12 protein-coding genes and 1 pseudogene are annotated in these 19905 nt (G+C 35.4%); 4 read left to right on the top strand and 9 right to left on the bottom strand.

The genetic code is table 11. The features are described 5' to 3' along the window. Window positions 1-102: 102 nt before the first annotated feature. Window positions 103-2034 carry a cytochrome c peroxidase gene (locus Q0543_RS14560; RefSeq protein WP_299254678.1) on the bottom strand — a complete coding sequence of 644 codons (1932 nt, stop codon included), beginning with the start codon at window positions 2032-2034 and terminating at the stop codon, window positions 103-105. Window positions 2035-2109: 75 nt separating this feature from the next. Then, window positions 2110-6504, bottom strand: a complete 4395-nt coding sequence (locus tag Q0543_RS14555; protein ID WP_299254676.1) for an esterase-like activity of phytase family protein — start codon at window positions 6502-6504, stop codon at window positions 2110-2112. Window positions 6505-6782: 278 nt separating this feature from the next. Here Q0543_RS14555 and Q0543_RS14550 point away from each other — a divergent pair, with 278 nt between their 5' ends. Beyond that, complete coding sequence (locus Q0543_RS14550; protein ID WP_299254674.1) at window positions 6783-8216, top strand: hypothetical protein; 1434 nt, start codon at window positions 6783-6785, stop codon at window positions 8214-8216. A gap of 54 nt (window positions 8217-8270) precedes the next feature. Here Q0543_RS14550 and Q0543_RS14545 read toward each other — a convergent pair whose 3' ends face one another. After that, on the bottom strand, window positions 8271-8720 hold the full coding sequence (locus Q0543_RS14545; protein ID WP_299254671.1) for a hypothetical protein: 450 nt from the start codon (window positions 8718-8720) through the stop codon (window positions 8271-8273). Window positions 8721-8946: 226 nt separating this feature from the next. Between Q0543_RS14545 and Q0543_RS14540 the strand changes: the two genes are divergently transcribed. After that, entirely contained in the window at window positions 8947-9399 is a 453-nt protein-coding gene (locus Q0543_RS14540) for a KTSC domain-containing protein (RefSeq protein WP_299254669.1), read from the top strand. A 164-nt stretch (window positions 9400-9563) separates the two neighbouring features. On the opposite strand, the gene Q0543_RS14535 is transcribed toward Q0543_RS14540, so the two are convergent. Beyond that, window positions 9564-10103 carry a hypothetical protein gene (locus Q0543_RS14535; RefSeq protein WP_299254665.1) on the bottom strand — a complete coding sequence of 180 codons (540 nt, stop codon included), beginning with the start codon at window positions 10101-10103 and terminating at the stop codon, window positions 9564-9566. Window positions 10104-10276: 173 nt separating this feature from the next. Then, window positions 10277-12892, bottom strand: coding sequence for an ATP-dependent chaperone ClpB (gene clpB / locus Q0543_RS14530; protein ID WP_299254663.1), 2616 nt, complete (start codon window positions 12890-12892; stop codon window positions 10277-10279). 230 nt (window positions 12893-13122) lie between these two features. Here clpB and rlmN point away from each other — a divergent pair, with 230 nt between their 5' ends. Together rlmN and Q0543_RS14520 are read left to right on the top strand one after the other, a co-directional pair. Beyond that, window positions 13123-14184: a 23S rRNA (adenine(2503)-C(2))-methyltransferase RlmN gene (gene rlmN, locus Q0543_RS14525; RefSeq protein WP_299254660.1), complete on the top strand. Its 1062-nt coding sequence runs from the start codon at window positions 13123-13125 to the stop codon at window positions 14182-14184. A gap of 4 nt (window positions 14185-14188) precedes the next feature. Continuing rightward, complete coding sequence (locus Q0543_RS14520; protein WP_299254657.1) at window positions 14189-14755, top strand: hypothetical protein; 567 nt, start codon at window positions 14189-14191, stop codon at window positions 14753-14755. Between the two features lie 56 nt (window positions 14756-14811). On the opposite strand, the pseudogene Q0543_RS14515 reads toward Q0543_RS14520, so the two are convergent. The 4 genes and pseudogenes from Q0543_RS14515 to Q0543_RS14500 form a co-directional block, all read right to left on the bottom strand. Beyond that, a pseudogene (locus Q0543_RS14515) lies at window positions 14812-16038 on the bottom strand (serpin family protein). 113 nt (window positions 16039-16151) lie between these two features. Further along, the gene (locus Q0543_RS14510; protein WP_299254654.1) at window positions 16152-17168 is read right to left on the bottom strand and encodes a pirin family protein; all 1017 of its coding nucleotides are present in this window, start codon (window positions 17166-17168) and stop codon (window positions 16152-16154) included. A 57-nt stretch (window positions 17169-17225) separates the two neighbouring features. Further along, window positions 17226-19505 carry a transglycosylase domain-containing protein gene (locus tag Q0543_RS14505; RefSeq protein ID WP_299254651.1) on the bottom strand — a complete coding sequence of 760 codons (2280 nt, stop codon included), beginning with the start codon at window positions 19503-19505 and terminating at the stop codon, window positions 17226-17228. A 55-nt stretch (window positions 19506-19560) separates the two neighbouring features. Continuing rightward, window positions 19561-19803, bottom strand: a complete 243-nt coding sequence (locus tag Q0543_RS14500) for a septum formation initiator family protein (RefSeq protein WP_299254648.1) — start codon at window positions 19801-19803, stop codon at window positions 19561-19563. Window positions 19804-19905: the final 102 nt, after the last annotated feature.

The raw sequence follows: 19905 nt of genomic DNA, 5'->3' as shown, positions 1-19905 counted from the left end.
TAATTATTATTTAAGTCTACTAAAACGGTCAACCCTATATAGGCATTGACAACTTATTACTTATTACTTATTACTTATTACTTATTACTTATTACTTATTACTTAATATATTCCTCCAACTTTACGCTCCAGCAGCATTTTGTCTTTTGAAACTGGTAAATGTACAGGAGGATTTTCAAATGTAATTTTTTCATTTAATGCTTCGATAAATACAACAATTTTTTTGATTTCAAGCGGTGTTAATTGCAAGGAATCAGAACTCAACGTTTGATTTAAAACAGTCAAGCCTCTGCCAACACCACCCCCATTATTATAAAATTCTATTACTTCTGTCAAGTTGTTAAAAACACCATTGTGCATATAAGGCTTTGTATACGAAGCATTACGAATAGACCCTGTCCGAAATGCATTCTTCATTTCATCCGAAGGATAAATCGATGAACGGCCATTGTCGGTACTTAAGGCTGTAAATAAGTTATCTTTAGGAACGCCAATCACTTCAAATTCAGAATTCACATAGGGTGGTTTTACACCATTAAATTGAGGAACAAAATGACAGGTAGCACATTGTGCTTTGCCCATAAATAAATTAAATCCTTCCTGCACCATTGGATCTATAGGTTTCTTTTCAATCATCGCTTCATCAAATGGTGCATAGCTGTTACTAAATTTTGTGTAATATATTGTGAGCGCCGCTGTAAGATGATCAACAGTAATTTCTTTTTCCTGAGGCGTATATTTCAATAACTTTGTAAAACGCGTAGTGTATTCTTTACAGTTCAATACTTTCTGCAATGCTTCAAGTTCTGTACTTCCCATTTCCACAGGGTTTACCATTACACCCTTCGCTTGATTCTGCATTGTACTATGTGCACCATCTAACATCAATAAATGATTTTGACGAACATTCAGAAGGGAAGGTGTATTTCTCGGTAAACGATCTACACGATTAAATTGTAGAGCTGTTTGGTTTATAGTATCTGTAAAATATTGTGTAGGCAAATGACAGGAAGCACAGCTGCGCATATTATTGCCTGATAAGATGGGGTCATAAAATAACAGTTTACCCAGATCATTTATCTCCTTTAATACTACAGTATCGCTTACTCGAGAAAAAACACCTTTTGCATTTTGAGCGTAATACAAATCTTTATCAAAAATAGATGTACTATTCTTATTCAAAGAATAATCCACCATACTTTTACTAGAAACTTTATATTCAAGAATCATTTTTTGATTCAATACATAAAGTGGGTTTACGTACTGCTGAATAAATGTAAAATGGTCGAACGCATTTATTTCGCTCGATTGATTAAATACAAATTCAATTGTCTTTTTATACAGATTCAAATATTCATCATTCAACGTTGCAGAAGGAAAACGTTTATTATATGATCCATACATATGTTGAACATCTTTCAACATGCTTAATAATTCTGGCAGCACCAGTTCAGTATCGGGACACTCAAAACCTGTTGTATAAATTGCTGCCAAATTCAGCAGATACAATCGATTGCACAAATAAAAATGGTGGTAGCTATCCAATTGTTTTGTAATAGAATCAGCAAGATATACATCCGTTGCCTCAACAGATTCCTGTATCAACCGTTTCAGTTCTATTTTGTCAATTTCGTCCTCCTCTATATATAAATATGCTAAGGTTAATCCAGCGGCTTCTCTTTTATAAGGAGCTTCATGCTTTTCAAATACTTCGGTCTCCCACTCTACAGGTAATGGACCATTAATTTTTTTATACGAAATAGGTTCTAAATAACGCAGCCAAAAATCAATTCCTTTTAATTGAACCCGTGTTTGCTGTATCTTAATTTTTATTTTTTCAAGTTGTTCTTCATTAGACAAATCGCATTCATCGATTAATGAAACCAATCCTATTTGTTTTTGTTTAAACTCTTTTATTCTATTAGAATAGAGTGTTTGATAATCTGCGACATCATTTGAATCTGGTTTAAATATAAACGCAATAGATACAATTAATGTAGTTACGAGTATAATTAATGTTATATTTTTTTTCATTTTAATTTATATTCCGAAAACAAATAAACGGGTTACGTTTTAATACGTAACCCGTTTCAACAATTAAAAAAAATATTAATGCATTACAACGATTCTTAATTTTTTAGAATAGGATTCTGTTGTTATATCTACCAAGTATGTTCCATTACTTAATGAAGAAGTATTTAACAAAATATGTTGCTCTCCACTTTCTAAATGCTCTATAACTATTGGTAATACTACCCTTCCTTGGACATCGTAAACTGCAACAGTTACCTGCACATTATTATCAAGTATCAACGAAATTGTTGCAACATCATTTGTAGGATTTGGGTATAGTTTAATTATTGAAACCAACGATTCAGAAATGTCTACTCCTGTCGGTGGGTCAACAACCAAAGGATATTTCGTATCGAAGTTTGTGAACGCTAATAATTGTCCGCCTTCTACAAATTCACCCGCTATTCCGTAATGTGCTTGAACAACAGTTAAGAACATTCCTCTTCCTAAGATCGCTTCCATATCTATAACACCTGATGCTTCTTCATCTTGTGTTAAGAAGTTTACACCTCCATTCATGAATCTTGTGCTATCATGGTAAGCAATGACTTTCATTGCATCTGTAGCAATTGTGTACTGCCACATTTTGCCAATATGTGCATTACCACCAACATCTTCAACCATTAATACATGACCATAATTGTCAATAGTAATGTTGTCTAACATTTTCTGACCTTCTGTTCCATCAAGAACTGCTGTGATTGTTCCGCCAAGTTCAGGATTTGATGCATCTGTAAACGCTAACTTCCATAAACGGCTTGGTGATGTAATAGAATTCGTTGTTGCAAAGTAAAAATCATTCGGACTCTTTGGATCCCATGCACCATCTTCCGGACGTAAGAATGTTGTTACGTCTGCAGCAACACTATTATCGTTTAATTGTGTCAACGATAATGCTTTAACATCTCCCAAATCTTTTAACGTAAATGCTGTTTTTGCAGTAGGTACGCCAGCACTTGTTTCCATTTTCAAATCAGCTACTGCAACACCAAACAATTTACCGTTTGTTAAACCTGCTTTATCAATTACGGAACCTGTATTGGTTTTTGTTCCAACATAGAAATAAACCTGACCACCGTTACCATCATCCATACCGCCAACAACTGTTTTGTTGCCTTCAATAGGACTTGCAACTGAATTTTCCCATGAAAATTTACCTAATGCGGGAAGTTCATATGCGACACCTGCTTCTGCACCTGTTGCAATATGAGCAATTGCACGGCCTTCGCCACCTTCTTCACCGTTCATAAAAATACGATCCTGCGTACCCAATTGTGTTACGCTATTATAATATGCTGTCGGTGCAGCTAAATCTGCTGAACAAAATCTATTAAATGGTGTAGGCTGAGGGCTTGCTGTATTGTATGTTGTATAACCAGTTCCGTTCCATAGTTTAACAGTGTTCACTAAATCTGAACCACTCTCTACAGACAATGTTGATTTATCAATTACCCACTTCGATACAAATGCACCCATAACACCATGCGCACGTGCTACTCCTTTATCCGCGCCTAATTCATGATTCATCAACAACGTAAATGTACCATCGTTGTTGTCATATGCTCCAAGACCATCTGGTATACCAACCATTTTATAACCATTCACATCATCTTTCACACTTAGGATTGAAGTAAATTCCATTCCTGGAAAAGCTGGTAATAAATACGGATTTTGTGTTGTGCTAGCACCAGTATTTCCACTAGATACAATGTTGCTGCTATTTTTAGTGTCTGGATTTTTGAAAGCCAACAACTGACCACCTTCTACAAATTCACCTGCAATACCATAGTGTGTTTGATCAACTGTTAAGAACATGCCTTTACCTAAGATCGCTTCCATATCTATAACACCTGATGCTTCTTCATCTTGTGTTAAGAAGTTTACACCTCCATTCATGAATCTTGTGCTATCATGGTAAGCAATGACTTTCATTGCATCTGTAGCAATTGTGTACTGCCACATTTTGCCAATATGTGCATTACCACCAACATCTTCAACCATTAATACATGACCATAATTGTCAATAGTAATGTTGTCTAACATTTTCTGACCTTCTGTTCCATCAAGAACTGCTGTGATTGTTCCGCCAAGTTCAGGATTTGATGCATCTGTAAACGCTAACTTCCATAAACGGCTTGGTGATGTAATAGAATTCGTTGTTGCAAAGTAAAAATCATTCGGACTCTTTGGATCCCATGCACCATCTTCCGGACGTAAGAATGTTGTTACGTCTGCAGCAACACTATTATCGTTTAATTGTGTCAACGATAATGCTTTAACATCTCCCAAATCTTTTAACGTAAATGCTGTTTTTGCAGTAGGTACGCCAGCACTTGTTTCCATTTTCAAATCAGCTACTGCAACACCAAACAATTTACCGTTTGTTAAACCTGCTTTATCAATTACGGAACCTGTATTGGTTTTTGTTCCAACATAGAAATAAACCTGACCACCGTTACCATCATCCATACCGCCAACAACTGTTTTGTTGCCTTCAATAGGACTTGCAACTGAATTTTCCCATGAAAATTTACCTAATGCGGGAAGTTCATATGCGACACCTGCTTCTGCACCTGTTGCAATATGAGCAATTGCACGGCCTTCGCCACCTTCTTCACCGTTCATAAAAATACGATCCTGCGTACCCAATTGTGTTACGCTATTATAATATGCTGTCGGTGCAGCTAAATCTGCTGAACAAAATCTATTAAATGGTGTAGGCTGAGGGCTTGCTGTATTGTATGTTGTATAACCAGTTCCGTTCCATAGTTTAACAGTGTTCACTAAATCTGAACCACTCTCTACAGACAATGTTGATTTATCAATTACCCACTTCGATACAAATGCACCCATAACACCATGCGCACGTGCTACTCCTTTATCCGCGCCTAATTCATGATTCATCAACAACGTAAATGTACCATCGTTGTTGTCATATGCTCCAAGACCATCTGGTATACCAACCATTTTATAACCATTCACATCATCTTTCACACTTAAGATGGAAGTAAACTCAACTCCTGGAATAGCTGGTAATAGGTACGGAGTCTGAGAAGTACTTACGCCAGTCTTTCCTTGTGCCAAATAAGGTACAAGTGTTTTGTAATTGTTTAATTTATTTGCGCCTTTTAATCTATATGTAACCAAATGAGACTTAATATTTAAAGCAGTTGCTACGCCATCTTCATCAGGTGAATATTGTCCATAATCATTGTCGTTACAAATTGCAATTGTACTGTCGTTGATAATCGCTAAGCCTTCTGCTTTCTCTAATGTATGATCCCAACCTACTGTAAATAAGTCTAAGAAAAGTGTTTTTTTAACGGGAACAATATTATTTGTAGTCAAACCAGCAAGATTTACTAACGCTTCAACTGTTTTACCACCATACAATGCATTTGTTACTGGAGTAGCATCTTTAATATTTATTTTATAAATATTTTTTTTATCCGTTGCTCCTCTTAATGCCGCTTCAATAACTAAAAAAGTAGTATCACTGATAGCAGCCATATCACTTAACTTCCAATCTTTCAAACGGATTTGATCTCCGCCGGTTCCAATAATACCTTCATTCAAATACACAAACATTTTTGTTGTATTTGTAGCTGGATCAATTTCTAACAAGCGATGAACTTGAGTAGCCTCCCCAACTGATTTTGACGGATTTAATAATGGGCTTTGTATCATGGCATAAATTTTACCACTTGGTGTAATGGATATACCTTCAAAACCACGATTATTTTTACGATATTTAAATACGGTATCAATCGCAATGTCTTGCGCTTCCTTACCCACTAAATTTCCATAAGGAGTGAATCGGTTTACGACAACACCATTTGAATTCAACTTCCAAATTGTTGGACCACCTTCTTCGCAAATCCAAAAATTTCCTTGTTTATCAACTACGATACCTTCTGAATCTATACCCCAAATATCTTTAGGTGCAATCTTCGCATTAAAATTTGTACAATTTTTTACAGTATCAGTGGAAGCTTGCTCAACACTTGTACTACCAAAACCTGTAGGATTTAACAAACCCGTAGCGCCTGTTCCATTTGGACGCTTCATTGATATTGTTTGCAAAATTTGAATAGAGTCACCATGCACGCGAATTCTATGAATTTTAGGTGCATAGTTTGCAAATCCATAAATCTTGTCATAAGTAGGATGACAAGCGGCAGGGTTCGCATTTGCAGCATCTACATTTACTCCTCTATCAGAAACAGTCCAAAATTCTGAACCATTAGTACCTGCTATTGGGTAAAGGCCTGAGAAACCTGCTTCATGGTAATTTATATTTTGAAATGTCCCAATTAGCGCCGAATTATTATTCACATAATCTTGGAGCTTGACAACTTGCGCTGCTACTTCTACTTGAGCAGTAAGCAAAACGCCAAAGCAAACAAGTATGCTCTGTAAACCTTTTTTCATAACAATTAGTTTTTTTGTTTACATCAAAAGTACGATGCGTAGATTCTGAAGAAATTATGTAGCTATTATATAACTGTTATGATATAGGATTGCTGTTAACACATACTTAATATGCAAAATTTCATTAATACCTCGCAAACATGGACTGTATCGTCTGTTTTGCGACCTCTTACAATTGAACATTCCCCAATAGCATACTCATTTTTAATATTTTAAGCACTGTATCTTTTAAAAAAAATTGCATTAGGATACTACATCAAACAAGTACTGCGATGAGTATGAAAAACGATCTTTTATTATCCCTTATAAGTGTTTGTAGCTTTATGTGCTCATGCGAGACCAAAAAGAATAGAGAACAATTAAGCACTACCGCTCATTTAGAACAAAAAAAAAATTCAGATTCTGTTATCTCAAATATATCAGGTAATAAGAAAGTTTTTTTAATAAACCCTTTAAAAGAAAACATCCTTACTTCAAAAAAAGGAATACTATTTTCAATTCCTGCAAATGCATTTGTTAAAAAAGATGGCTTAAATCCTAAAGGGGAAGTGCAAATTGCTATTTCCGAATATCATAATCCCGCAGATATTCTGGTGTCAGGTATTCGTATGCAATACAAAAAACAAAAGGATTACATTCAAATGGAATCAGCGGGAATGTTTTCGATTTCAGCAACATTTAATAATGAAGAACTATCACTTGCAACAGGCAAAGATATTCAGGTACAGGTTCCTTCAAAAAATCGAGATGCAAATTTCAACTTGTATTATTTCGATCCGATTATAAATGAATGGGTTCAAACAACAGATTCATTGCCTATTTCAAATAACGAATCTAATTCAACACTTCCTTCGAAGAAAGTAAATGCAAATCAATTAGCGGCAGCGTCTGCAGCAATAAATGTCGAATGGATTGCAATAGAAGCCAACAAACGTGTCATTGATGGAAAAACAATCACACTCGTAAGACCTGATTGTAGTTATAAAAACAACAATTTTAATTTTACTGTTTCAACGGATCAATTCCCCGAACTCAACATGTATAAAGAAAGCGTTTGGGTGGGATGTAGTACCAGAGAAGAAAAGCAAGTAACATCCGCATTTGAGAGTGACACATTTATAAAGGCATCAATCATACAAAGGGAGTCGCCACTGAATATGTATTTAATTTCATTTGAATTCAAGCACACAAAATTTAATGCCTATATGAAAGTTGCGGGCAAAGATGCTATGTGCGAAATAAACGAAGAAATATATTTTTCATATTATAATAACCGTCCTATGGATGAAAAAAAAGTTGAAAAAATTAAAAATGATGTAAAAAAACATAAACAACAAGATGTAATTCTTAGACGTTTGGCGATCAACAAACTTGGCCTATGGAACTGTGATCGATTATATGTATTACCTGAAATAATGATTATTACTCCAAGATTCAGAAATAGTGTAACGGGTGAATACTATGAGTCGACAACAACTTATATGATTGATAAAAACTTAAACTCAGTATGGAGCTTCGCTAAAGAAATTACTCTAAATCCCAATTCTGAAAATATAGTTTTGTTTGTAAATACCAAAGGTCGGATGTGCTATGCGCGACTTAACACATTCGATAAAAAAGAAAAAACGTTTAATTTAATTATTGATGTGACAGAAATATCAGACACTCCAGACAGCACAGATGAGTTGGATGTACTTATTAAAAGTATGTAGCATAAAAAAACACCACTTAGATCGTGGTGTTTTTTTATTATGTAAAACGAATGTTTACATAATATCATCATCATCATCATCATCGTCCTCTTCTTCTCCTCCATTATATGGCAGATTCTTCTTATATACATGATACAAAATCCAGCTAAATGGGTAAATCCATATGATATCATTAAACACATTTACCCAGAAAAAATCTGGATCTAATTGTCCGGAAAAAATATAATTTAACGCTCCAATTGGCCCTAAGATTTTACCGATTAAACCAACCAATACTAGTGGCCAGTAACGTGCAGGATCCAACGAAGCAAAGTAATAGGCAATACCATAAACCCCTACAAGCATGCCAACACATTGCAATACAATGGTGACAAATATGGAATTGGTATCATCAAATAAAATTACAGTAGGCTGTATTAAAATCAATATCCCCCAAAATATATTGTAAACAGCTGCAAGTGTCAAGATCAATCTTGATAACATGCGTATGGTTTCTGGTTTCATAATTTTATAATTAAATTACATTCTACTACTTAATTATACCTAAGTATACTTGTAATTTATACGTTTACAGTCGACTTACAGTTCATGGTTTCTTAAATTACTTACCTATTTTTGTTATTTTTTGATCGAAGAATTGGACTTTTCTTCTTTTATAAGTTCAAAAGGTCCTTTTCTTTATACTTTATGGTTATATTTGTAAAGAATAACAGATTGGAAAAGAATTAATATGAAAAAAGTTGCCGATTATAGAAAACTATTAGGCGTAGATAAAACCGTTGAACTAAAGGAATTAAAAACCATTTACCGAACATTCATGAAAGAATGGCATCCGGATAAATTCAACGACAATGAAACAGCAAAGTTAGAAGCCGAAGAAAAAAGTAAAGACTTTATCGAAGCATATAATTTCTTGATGAGCATTGCTCCTGAAACAGTTGAATCGTTTAAGGAAGAATTCATGCATACCATCACAAATGCAAGCATGCTCGATTATCGCTACAAAGCACGTGTATTGGAAGTAAAATATTCTGATGGTAGCGTGTATGAGTTCTTTGATGTGCCAAGCAACATCTACAATAAATTATTAAACTCAGATGTTCCAGGCAGATTCGTTCGCCGCAACATCTGTGGTGGTGATTTTGTATATAGAAAAACAGCAAACCCCGCGAACATCGTTTAGTTGCTGTTCTTAAAAAAATAGAAGAAGAGACTCTTAATAGGGTCTCTTTTTTTGATTTAGGCTAAAAGCGGAACGCTTTTAGCTGAAATTAAATAGGTTATTTTTAAGATTTATTTTAACGATAAATCTTAAAAGGGGAAGTAATTGTTATCATATCCCACTTTTCAAAAGTCCCACTGTACAATTAAAAAGTTATTGAGTGATAACCCGCTTTTTAATCCAGCCATTAACCAATTATTTTGTGTCGAACGAACGCTGTCTTTTTTTGTTCTTTTTGATTCTGCAAATATTATTTTATCGTTCTTCCAACCTATTACATCCCAGCATCCAGAAAATGAATTTCCATTTGCCGTTGCTATACTATTTAATAATGTTTGAATAGAGCCATTTGTAATTGGATTGTGAATCTGATTTTTATATTTATCATCTACCCATTCAGATAAACAAATCGGTTCCATTTTACTTTTCCCATACGTCTCAATCCAACGAGATTCCCAGCCATCTGCTATAAAATATTGCATGATTGCTAATTCAGCAAACATGGGTTTTTCATTAATCTTAATAATTACTTTCCCTCCAAAAGTTTCTTTTACAGGTTCGCCATCCCATTTTTCGAATTTTAAGATACATTTAGGAACTTCAAAAATTTGTTCTCCAATTTTAAAAACTTCAAATTCGCTTGGTGTCAAATATTTTGGATACATATTTTTTATTTATCTTAAGTAAAGCCTTTAGTTCACTTGAAAATTCGTGAATACTTATTTTTTACATGTGTATCTATTGATGACTATTTTTAAAAAGTCGTTGGTAATTAAACCAACGACTCTCATTATTATATGTAAAAAAAGCTTTAAGCCTTTAGCATTGAGCCTTCGACTTACAAAGAAACTTTATCCAAATTCAGAAACTGTAAATCGCCTTTATCATCCAACGTTATGCCTACAACGCTTTCTTTTTGAATGCTTCCAGAAAGAATTTCTTTCGATAATTCATTTAAAATTAATCGTTGCATCACTCGTTTCAAGGGACGTGCACCGAACTGTGGATCAAATCCCAATTCACCTAATTTATCTAATACTTCAGAACTTGCTTCGATTTTAATTCCGTTTTCATCCAATCGTTTTTGAATCAAACTAAATTGGATGCCAACAATTTTACGAATCTCTTTTCGAGTAAGTGGTCTAAACATGATGATTTCATCTACCCGATTTAAAAACTCCGGACGAATGGTTTTACGGAGTAAATCAACAACTTGATTTTTTGTTTCTTCAACTACTTCATCTTCGTTTGCTGCAGTTAACTTATCGAAGTTCTCCTGAATGATATGCGCACCCATATTGGATGTCATGATGATGATGGCATTTTTAAAGTTCGCTACACGGCCTTTATTATCTGTCAATCGACCTTCATCCAATACTTGTAAGAGTACATTAAACACATCCGGATGGGCCTTTTCAATTTCATCCAATAAAATTACAGAATACGGTTTACGTCGAACGGCTTCAGTTAATTGTCCACCTTCGTCATACCCTACATATCCTGGAGGTGCACCAACCAAGCGACTTACCGCATGGCTCTCTTGATACTCCGACATATCAATACGCACCATAGCATTGTCGTCGTTGAATAAATAGTCAGCCAATGCTTTTGCCAATTCGGTTTTACCTACACCTGTAGTTCCTAAGAAAATAAACGAACCAATCGGACGCTTCGGATCTTGCAAACCGGCTCTACTCCGTCTTACGGCATCGGAGATCGCTTCTATCGCTTCAGCTTGTCCGGCTACACGCTTACCCAACTCTTCTTCTAAATGCAATAATTTTTCGCGCTCGCTTTGCAACATTTTTGAAACAGGTATACCCGTCCATTTTGCTACCACCTCTGCGATATCTTCAGGTGTAACTTCTTCCTTCAACATAGAAGAGCCTAAGGTTTTTTTCAGTTCTTGTAACTGCGCACTGAATTCTTCCAGATGCTTTTCTGCCTCTTGAATTTTACCATAACGAATTTCTGCAACCTTTCCGTAGTCGCCATTACGCTCGGCTTGATCCGCTTCCATCTTATAACGATCGATGTCTTCCTTCGCTTGTTTCAAACCATCAATCACACGTTTTTCTTCTTGCCATTTCGCCATCATCTGGCTTTTCTGCTCTCCTAATTCAGCAAGCTCCCGCGAAAGAAGCGTTTCTTTTTCTTTATTGTTTTCTCTACGAATCGCTTCGCGTTCAATTTCTAATTGCATAATTCTACGAAGTATTTCATCCAACTCTTGCGGCATCGAATCCAATTCAATACGCAATTTCGCAGATGCTTCATCCATCAAATCGATTGCCTTATCTGGTAAGTAACGATCGCTAATATAACGTTGAGAAAGTTCAACTGCTGCAATGATTGCATCGTCTTGTATGCGTATACCGTGATGTACTTCGTACTTTTCTTTAATTCCACGAAGAATTGAAATTGCATCTTGCGTATTGGGCTCGTCTACAATTACCGCTTGAAAACGACGTTCCAGCGCTTTATCTTTTTCAATGTATTTTTGATATTCTTTTAATGTTGTTGCACCAATTGCATGCAGTTCTCCACGTGCAAGCGCAGGTTTCAATAAGTTCGCCGCATCCATCGCACCTTCTCCACCTCCAGCACCAATTAAGGTATGAATCTCATCAATGAATAAAATGATTTCTCCATCCGAATCAGTAACTTCTTTGATTACCGATTTTAAACGTTCTTCAAATTCACCTTTATATTTTGCACCCGCAACCAACAAACCCATATCCAAGGATATCAATTGTTTGCTTTTTAAATTTTCTGGTACATCACCCGAAACGATACGCTGTGCAAGGCCTTCAGCAATGGCGGTTTTACCAACTCCTGGCTCACCCAATAAGATTGGATTATTTTTTGTACGTCTCGAAAGGATTTGTAGCACCCTTCTTATTTCTTCATCACGACCAATAACCGGATCTATTTTACCAGAGCGTGCTAAATCATTTAAGTTTTTAGAATATTTTTCAAGTGAACGGTATTTTCCTTCTGCATTCTGATCAGTTACTTTACTTCCACCTCTCAACTCTTGTATAGCAGTACGCAAACCCTTTTCAGTAAGGCCTGCATCCTTTAATAAAGTTGCGGCTTTATCTTTACCTGAAACCAAAGCAAGCAACATGTGTTCGATTGAAATAAATTCGTCACCAAACTCTTTAGCCAAGGCGGTAGCTTTATTCAATACTTGCGTAGCATCGTTTGATAAATACGGACTACCACCAGTAACTTTACCATATGTCTTAATTACGGCATCCAATGTTTGATGGAATGTTACTGGATTTATGTTGTTTTTTTTAAATAAAAAAGGAACAACGTTTTCATCTGCAATGATAATTCCTTTCAATAAATGAACAGACTCAATAGATTGCTGTTCATTGGCAGCAGCAATTTCCATTGCTTTTTGAAATGCTTCCTGCCCTTTAATCGTATAATTATTTAAATTCATATTTTTTTTCCTCCTTTATATTATTCAACAAACGACAATCCAATTATTCTCCATTCTTCAAAACGGCCATTTTGTCTCTATTTATCAGAAATTCAGCATCTTCAACTGTCAATTGTTCTTGTTTCAATATAATTATTCGCTTGACAAATGACAATATTTCATACATATTTTTGATTTGTTCATCTAAGAGGTCAAGTATATTAATGCTTTGAATGTTGTACCTTTGTACAATGCAAACCTCTACCACAGAAATCAAAAAAAAGTGTATCCGAAGTTTAAATGCGGAAGAGCTTAACGGTTTTTTCGTAGCCAATGGTGAAAAGGCCTTCCGTTCCAAACAAGTATACGAATGGTTATGGAAACGCTCTGCACGTTCGTTCGAAAGCATGACCAATCTTTCTAAGGAAACGCGCGCGTTATTAGAAAGCAACTTCACCATCAACCCCATTACCATTTCACAAAAACAAGTGAGTAACGATGGTACAATAAAGTTTGGTTTTAAATTACACGACGGCTATTTGGTTGAAGGTGTTTTAATTCCTGCAGATGATCGAATGACAGCTTGTATCTCTTCGCAAGTGGGCTGCTCTTTAACGTGCAAGTTTTGCGCTACTGGCTACATGGATCGCAAACGCAATCTAGAGCCATATGAAATATACGACCAGGTGGTATTGATAAAAGAAACTGCAGAAGAACATTATCAGTTGCCGCTTTCCAATATTGTACTCATGGGCATGGGCGAACCTTTGCTCAATTACACCAATGTGGTAAAAGGCTTAGAAAAAGTAACGGCAGAAGATGGTCTACATATTGCTTCGAAACGCATTACACTTTCAACTGCTGGTATTGCTAAAATGATCACCAAATTGGGCGATGAGAAAGTGAAGTTCCGGTTGGCATTATCGCTGCATGCAGCAAATGACGAGAAGCGCAACACCATCATGCCCATCAACGAGACCAACAATTTAAAAGTATTGAAGGAGTCTTTATTACACTTCTGCAAAGAAACGGGGTCTTCTGTAACCTTTGAATACATTGTTTTTGATGGGGTAAATGATACCGCCCAAGATGCAAAAGAATTATACACCTTCGCAAAAAACATTCCCTGCAAAATTAATATCATTGAATACAATCCAATTGAAGAAGCAGATTTCGTAAATACATCTGTTGATAAATTAGAACAATTCAAAAAGATATTGACTGACAAAGGAATTATCGTTAATATTAGAAGAAGCCGCGGTAAAGACATTGATGCTGCCTGCGGACAATTAGCCATTAAAGAAAATAAATAAAAACATGAAACATATCTTTCGCCTACTAGCTTGTACCTTATTTGTCCCTTTATTTTTTTCGTGTGATAGTTACAACGAAAACACAAACATCGTTTTGGTTGATACACTAACGGTATCAGACCCAATGATTGATCCACTTGCAGGGTATTCTTCATCCTTCAAAATATTAATGGTTTCTGATTCGGGTGTTTTCAGAGGTAAAAAATTGGGCATCACAAAATCCCAAGCAATGGATTCTACCTTAGAAAAAATTGAGCAAGATGCTTCAACGATTACCTACAACATTAATTTAAGCGCTACGGAATACGGAGATATTATGTATACGTTTAATAAGGATGCATTAAGCTCTGTAGAAATTTTTGTTTATCCTAAAAACGATAGCAGTCTGGTTGCTTTGAAAACAGAACTGATAAATTTCTATTCTAAAAAAATCGGTGCTTCTGTTTCAACTAAAAAAGGAAAAACTGTTTTACTCAATACCCAAGAAAATTACGGTGTTGAATGGAGTGAAGAAGGAAATAGAAAGGTGAAAGATTTACGAATGTATGTATTTGCGTTGTCTGCGTTATAAATTTATTTGGTTTCACGTTTACTATGTTTAACGACAACGACGTGAAACCATTTTTTTTAGAATAGCATCTTAACCACGACCTTAAAACCTAGAGATGGAGGCCTGTCGCCGTCACTTTTTCTAGGTCCTGTATACACTTTAACACTCTTTCCATTTACTTCTGCAGGGTTTACAACGCTGCCCATAAAGAGTATTGTTTCGGTTTGTTTATCAACAATAAAAAACAAAAAAGGTTTATTGGCATTAAAGTCTATTGTTCGAGGGGGGACACTCCTGATTATTACTACTGCGGTAGCTGCAGCTGCTTCACTGCCTTTTTCATTTACCTCAATAAATGTTTTATGTATAACATTTGAAATGAACAACCCCTTTGGAGCTATCCCAGAAAAATCTGCACTACCAATAAATGGATCAATTAAGCCCAGTTGTTTTAATTCAGTCGTTAATTCAAACTCTGATGTAAAATTAAATTTTGGTAAAAAAAGATTGACCGTTTTCTCTTCTAAACCCGGTTTGTAATAACCAAATGTCTGTGCGTTCATATTGTCCATTAATTCTGAAAGTGAATATCCTGGCTTAGGCAATACAATTATCATTGATAGTTCATTGCCTTTGTAAGGCATTTCTAAAACTTGACTATATTCATCCTGATAATAATTAAATTTGTTTTTTTGAAACATCATATCTACTATAGATTTTCGATTTCTACTTAAATTAAATGTATCCTTTCTTGTATTTTTCTCATCAAATTCATGAAGCCAATCCCCTTTAAAATAAATAGCATTCGTTAATATTACTTAGGCTTGCTTTAAGGCCTCTTCTGAGATAATATGATCAATCTTATTATTGGTTTTAATTTTCACCCAATCATTTACAGCTTTTGCATTTGTTATTGGATATACCTGAGCATTATAATATTTATTTAGTTGTTCAATGTATTCAGGATACACATGTTCGTTTTCTTTTTCCCAAATGGCATTTGCCATCGCAAGTTTAATAGAAGTATCTCCTTTAAATAAATTTAATTGTCGTTGAATTTCTGCAAATGCTTCATTTGATTTCTGCTGGTTTAAATCATAATGTAATACAGAACTCAAGTGAGCGGCTGTTTTATTTCGGGCACCTGCGTAAGCCATGGATAGTGTAAATGATATACTGTAAGGAGAAAGACAAACACTTGTATCTTTTTTAAACGTTTGTTTAAATAATTCAAAAGCAAAGTCGTTATTCCGAATAACCGTTTTATTTATTGACTGGCCGTTTACGGATACAAAAATCAACACTATTAAAATGGTTGTAAAAATGGATTTAAAATTAATACTGAATAAATTAATTATTAAAATACGTAACCAATAAAAGACAAACGAAAAAATATTTTAAAAAGTATAATAAACTATTACATATTCTCTTCCCTACCATCCGCATGCAATGCAAAACGCCCACGTTCTCGTGCATGTGCTTGTTCATGATTTGGCCAAGGCCAGCCACCAAATTGTGTTTTTTGATATTCTGCAAATGCTTCTCTTATTTCTGCTTCGGTATTCATAACAAACGGTCCATGTTGCACAACTGGCTCATTCATTGGCTTACCCTGTAACAGCAGCAAATAACACGCTTCATCTCCTGCTGCCAACGTTACATCAAACTCTGATTTTAATTGTACCGCGCGATATGCCGCTACATCCGCGGACGCAACTTTCATTGACCCACCTTTATAAAAATATAACATTCTATTGACACCAGCCTCTGTCTTTGGCAATGTCCATATAGCTTGTGCATCCAATTTAATGGTAAGTATAGATACATGATTATTTGAATCAGCCGCCCATGAATCTGGTGTTGGCGCTAATGCATGTATTGCTTTTAAATCGCCTGCAATCACATTCACTTCTATCGTACGGCCATTGCTATCTATTTCTTTTAATACAGGAATGTGTTCCTTCCAAAGCATTTTAAAATGTGGCTGCACAAATTTACTTCTCTTGGGAAGATTCAACCAAATCTGAAACAACTCCATCGGATTGGGTTTGTCCGTATGCAATAATGGAAACATTTCTGAATGCAGAACTCCTTTACCAGCTGTCATCCATTGCACATCCCCTGCACTAAAGCGACCAGCAGCACCCAATGAGTCTGTGTGGTCTACAACGCCTGCTTTTACTGCCGTAACAGTTTCAAAGCCTCTATGTGGGTGATATGGAAAGCCAGGCATTGTCTGACCATGGTACATATTCCATTTGTCTCTGCCAGAAAAATCTTGACCTATGTTTCTGCCAGCTAAGGATACTGCAGGCCCCATTGCATCATTTCCGATTGGAAATTCATCTCTATGATGCACACAAAAAATAAACGGATCCAAGGTTTCCCATGGAAAACCCAATGGTTTTATTTTTATGATTGGAGATGCATCCATAGTTTATAAATTATTTGAAATATTAAAAACGAATTGTTGTGTAACATAAAAAGTCAGTTATTCGACTATTTCTTCTGAAGGAAGTAAATCTTCTTCCTCAGAAATTGCCAAACTATCTACCACTACTCGATCTGGTCTACGCGGACAATTAATATTTATACTCAGTTTCGAAGGCATTTTAAATCTTCCTTCTTTAATATCTAAGGATGTATCTGCATATACCTTCTCCATAAATAAGCCAAATATTGGCAAGGCTGTCTTTGAGCCTTCTCCTGTTGCTGATGTTCTAAAGTGGATGCTGCGGTCTTCACCGCCGACCCATACACCACCAACCAGGTGTGTTGATATACCCATATACCAGCCATCCGAATAGTTCGATGATGTTCCGGTTTTTCCACCCAATTCATTTCCTTTAAAAATATCATATTGAAACAATGCTTGAGACGTGCCTCCGCCTTCTTCTGTACCACCCTTTAACATGTACACCATAACTGCAGCAACATCTTCGCTTATTGCGTCTCTTCTCTTTGGAATGGCTTCAAAAATAACATTGCCGCTATTGTCTTCTATTCGTTCTATAAAAATAGGTTCTGTCCACACTCCTTTATTTAAAAAGGTACTGTAAGCCCCAACCATTTCATATACATTCACATCACTTGACCCTAAACAAATAGAAGGAACAGGCTTTAAAGCACTTTCAATACCCAATTTATGAGCCATCTGTATGATTGGCTCCACACCAACCATATTTGTTAAACGGGCAGCAATCGTATTTATAGACCGCGCCATACCTCTTCTTAAGTTCAACGAATCTCCTGAATATACCCAATCCGCGTTGCGAGGTGTCCAAACAATTTCTTTTCCATCCTCTTGATATTTAAATGTAATTGGTAGGTCAGGAATTAACGTACACGGTGAAATTCCTTCTGCAATGGCTGTTGCATATACAAATGGCTTGAATGAAGAGCCCGGCTGACGTTTGCTTTGTTGCACATGATCGTATTGAAAATGTTTGTAATCAATTCCGCCAACCCAAGTTTTAATGTGTCCAGAATACGGATCCATCGTCATGAAACCTGTATGTAAAAAATGTTTGTAATAAGCGATTGAATCAAACGGACTCATTATGGTATCAATGTCTCCTTGCCAACTGAATACAGCCATTTTTACAGGAGTTTTATAAACAATCATAATAGAGTCAGATCCTTTGCCAAATTTCTTTTCTAAGGCTTTATAGCGATCTGTCTTCTTCGCAATATCTTCTATAAAATTTGGGATTTCCTGTTTGTTTTGATAGCGCCATGGATTTTCTCCTTCCCAATGTTTATTGAACTTGCGCTGCAATACAGTCATGTGTTCCTTAACGGATGTTTCTGCATGATTTTGCATACGAGAATCAATAGTTGTATAAATTTTCAAACCATCACCGTACAAATCTTTATTGTTTTTTTTGCACCATTCTTGTAAGTATTTGCTAACCATTGTTCTAAAATACGTAGCAGAACCATCCGAATGTTTTTCAACTTCATAATCTAATTTTACAGGTTGGATTTTCAACGTATTAAACTGAAGATTGGTGATGTACTTATTATCAAATAACAGTTCTAAAACAGTATTTCTTCTGTTGAGTGCATTCTCTGGATTTAAAATGGGACTATAACTTGTTGGAGCTTTAAGCAAACCTATAAGCATTGCGGCTTGTGAAATACTCAAGCTGTCTTGACTCGTTTGAAAAAATGTTTTAGCAGCAACTTTTATTCCAAATGAATTGCTTCCAAAATCTACGGTATTTAAGTATAAGGCTAAGATTTCATTTTTTGTATAGGTCTTTTCCAAGGTTATTGCCAACTGCCATTCTTTCACTTTTGCAATCACAATATTAAATCCAGGAATATAACCAAGTATACCTTTCTTTTGAATGCCACGCGTTTTAAATAAATTCTTCGCTAATTGTTGTGTAATAGTACTAGATCCCCGCTGATCTCCTTGAATCAAATAAAAAGGTATTGCCATAACACCTTTTAAATCAATGCCCGCATGATCTCTAAAACGAATATCTTCTGTGGTAATTAATGCATTTATTACATTAGGAGAAATTTCGGAATAGGTAACTGGGCTTCTGTTTTCTCTAAAATATTTTCCTAACAAAACGCCATCAGAAGAATACACTTCAGAGGCCAATTCGTTTTTTGGGTTTTCTAGCTTTACCAAATCCGGCATGTCTCCAAATGCTCCGAGATAATTCACACGTATCAGTAACGACCAAAGAAACAATGTATATAGACTGCCGATAAAAAGCGTCCAAAGTATTGTTGTATAACGGGTATATTTATTCATGAATATTTTTTATATCTATTAAATAGACATATTGGTATAACTAAGATTTTTGATTTTATTTTTCTTCAACAAGGATGTAGATATCCTCTGTAGGCTTCTTCATTAAGTAATGCTCTCGAGCAAACTTTTCTAATTTATCTTTGTCTTTTATTAAAGCATCTTCTTCTGCTTTAACTTCTACAATTTTTTGTTCGTAATAGTCGCGCTCACTTTCAAGATCGTTGAGCTGTTTGTTCATTTTATATTGACTGATCAAATCATTCGAATCAAAAAAAATCATCCAAATAATAAATACCATAGAGAACAGGAAGAAAAAATTCCTAAAGATAGGTGGCAACGTTTGTATCCTTTCAAGTATCTTCATACTGCAATTTACAAAAAAAAAGGTCTCGCCAATAGC

The organism is uncultured Cytophaga sp. (assembly GCF_937863595.1).
Taxonomy (GTDB): Bacteria; Bacteroidota; Bacteroidia; order Cytophagales; family Cytophagaceae; genus Cytophaga.
The sequence above is the reverse complement of the archived record's forward strand: the minus strand, read 5'-3'. Positions and strand labels throughout refer to the sequence as shown.

Coding starts and splice junctions, on each gene's coding strand:
- Q0543_RS14560 (WP_299254678.1), bottom strand. CDS start 2,034: ATGAAAAAAAATATAACATTAATTATACTCGTAACTACATTAATTGTA.
- Q0543_RS14555 (WP_299254676.1), bottom strand. CDS start 6,504: ATGAAAAAAGGTTTACAGAGCATACTTGTTTGCTTTGGCGTTTTGCTT.
- Q0543_RS14550 (WP_299254674.1), top strand. CDS start 6,783: ATGAAAAACGATCTTTTATTATCCCTTATAAGTGTTTGTAGCTTTATG.
- Q0543_RS14545 (WP_299254671.1), bottom strand. CDS start 8,720: ATGAAACCAGAAACCATACGCATGTTATCAAGATTGATCTTGACACTT.
- Q0543_RS14540 (WP_299254669.1), top strand. CDS start 8,947: ATGAAAAAAGTTGCCGATTATAGAAAACTATTAGGCGTAGATAAAACC.
- Q0543_RS14535 (WP_299254665.1), bottom strand. CDS start 10,103: ATGTATCCAAAATATTTGACACCAAGCGAATTTGAAGTTTTTAAAATT.
- clpB (WP_299254663.1), bottom strand. CDS start 12,892: ATGAATTTAAATAATTATACGATTAAAGGGCAGGAAGCATTTCAAAAA.
- rlmN (WP_299254660.1), top strand. CDS start 13,123: ATGCAAACCTCTACCACAGAAATCAAAAAAAAGTGTATCCGAAGTTTA.
- Q0543_RS14520 (WP_299254657.1), top strand. CDS start 14,189: ATGAAACATATCTTTCGCCTACTAGCTTGTACCTTATTTGTCCCTTTA.
- Q0543_RS14510 (WP_299254654.1), bottom strand. CDS start 17,168: ATGGATGCATCTCCAATCATAAAAATAAAACCATTGGGTTTTCCATGG.
- Q0543_RS14505 (WP_299254651.1), bottom strand. CDS start 19,505: ATGAATAAATATACCCGTTATACAACAATACTTTGGACGCTTTTTATC.
- Q0543_RS14500 (WP_299254648.1), bottom strand. CDS start 19,803: ATGGTATTTATTATTTGGATGATTTTTTTTGATTCGAATGATTTGATC.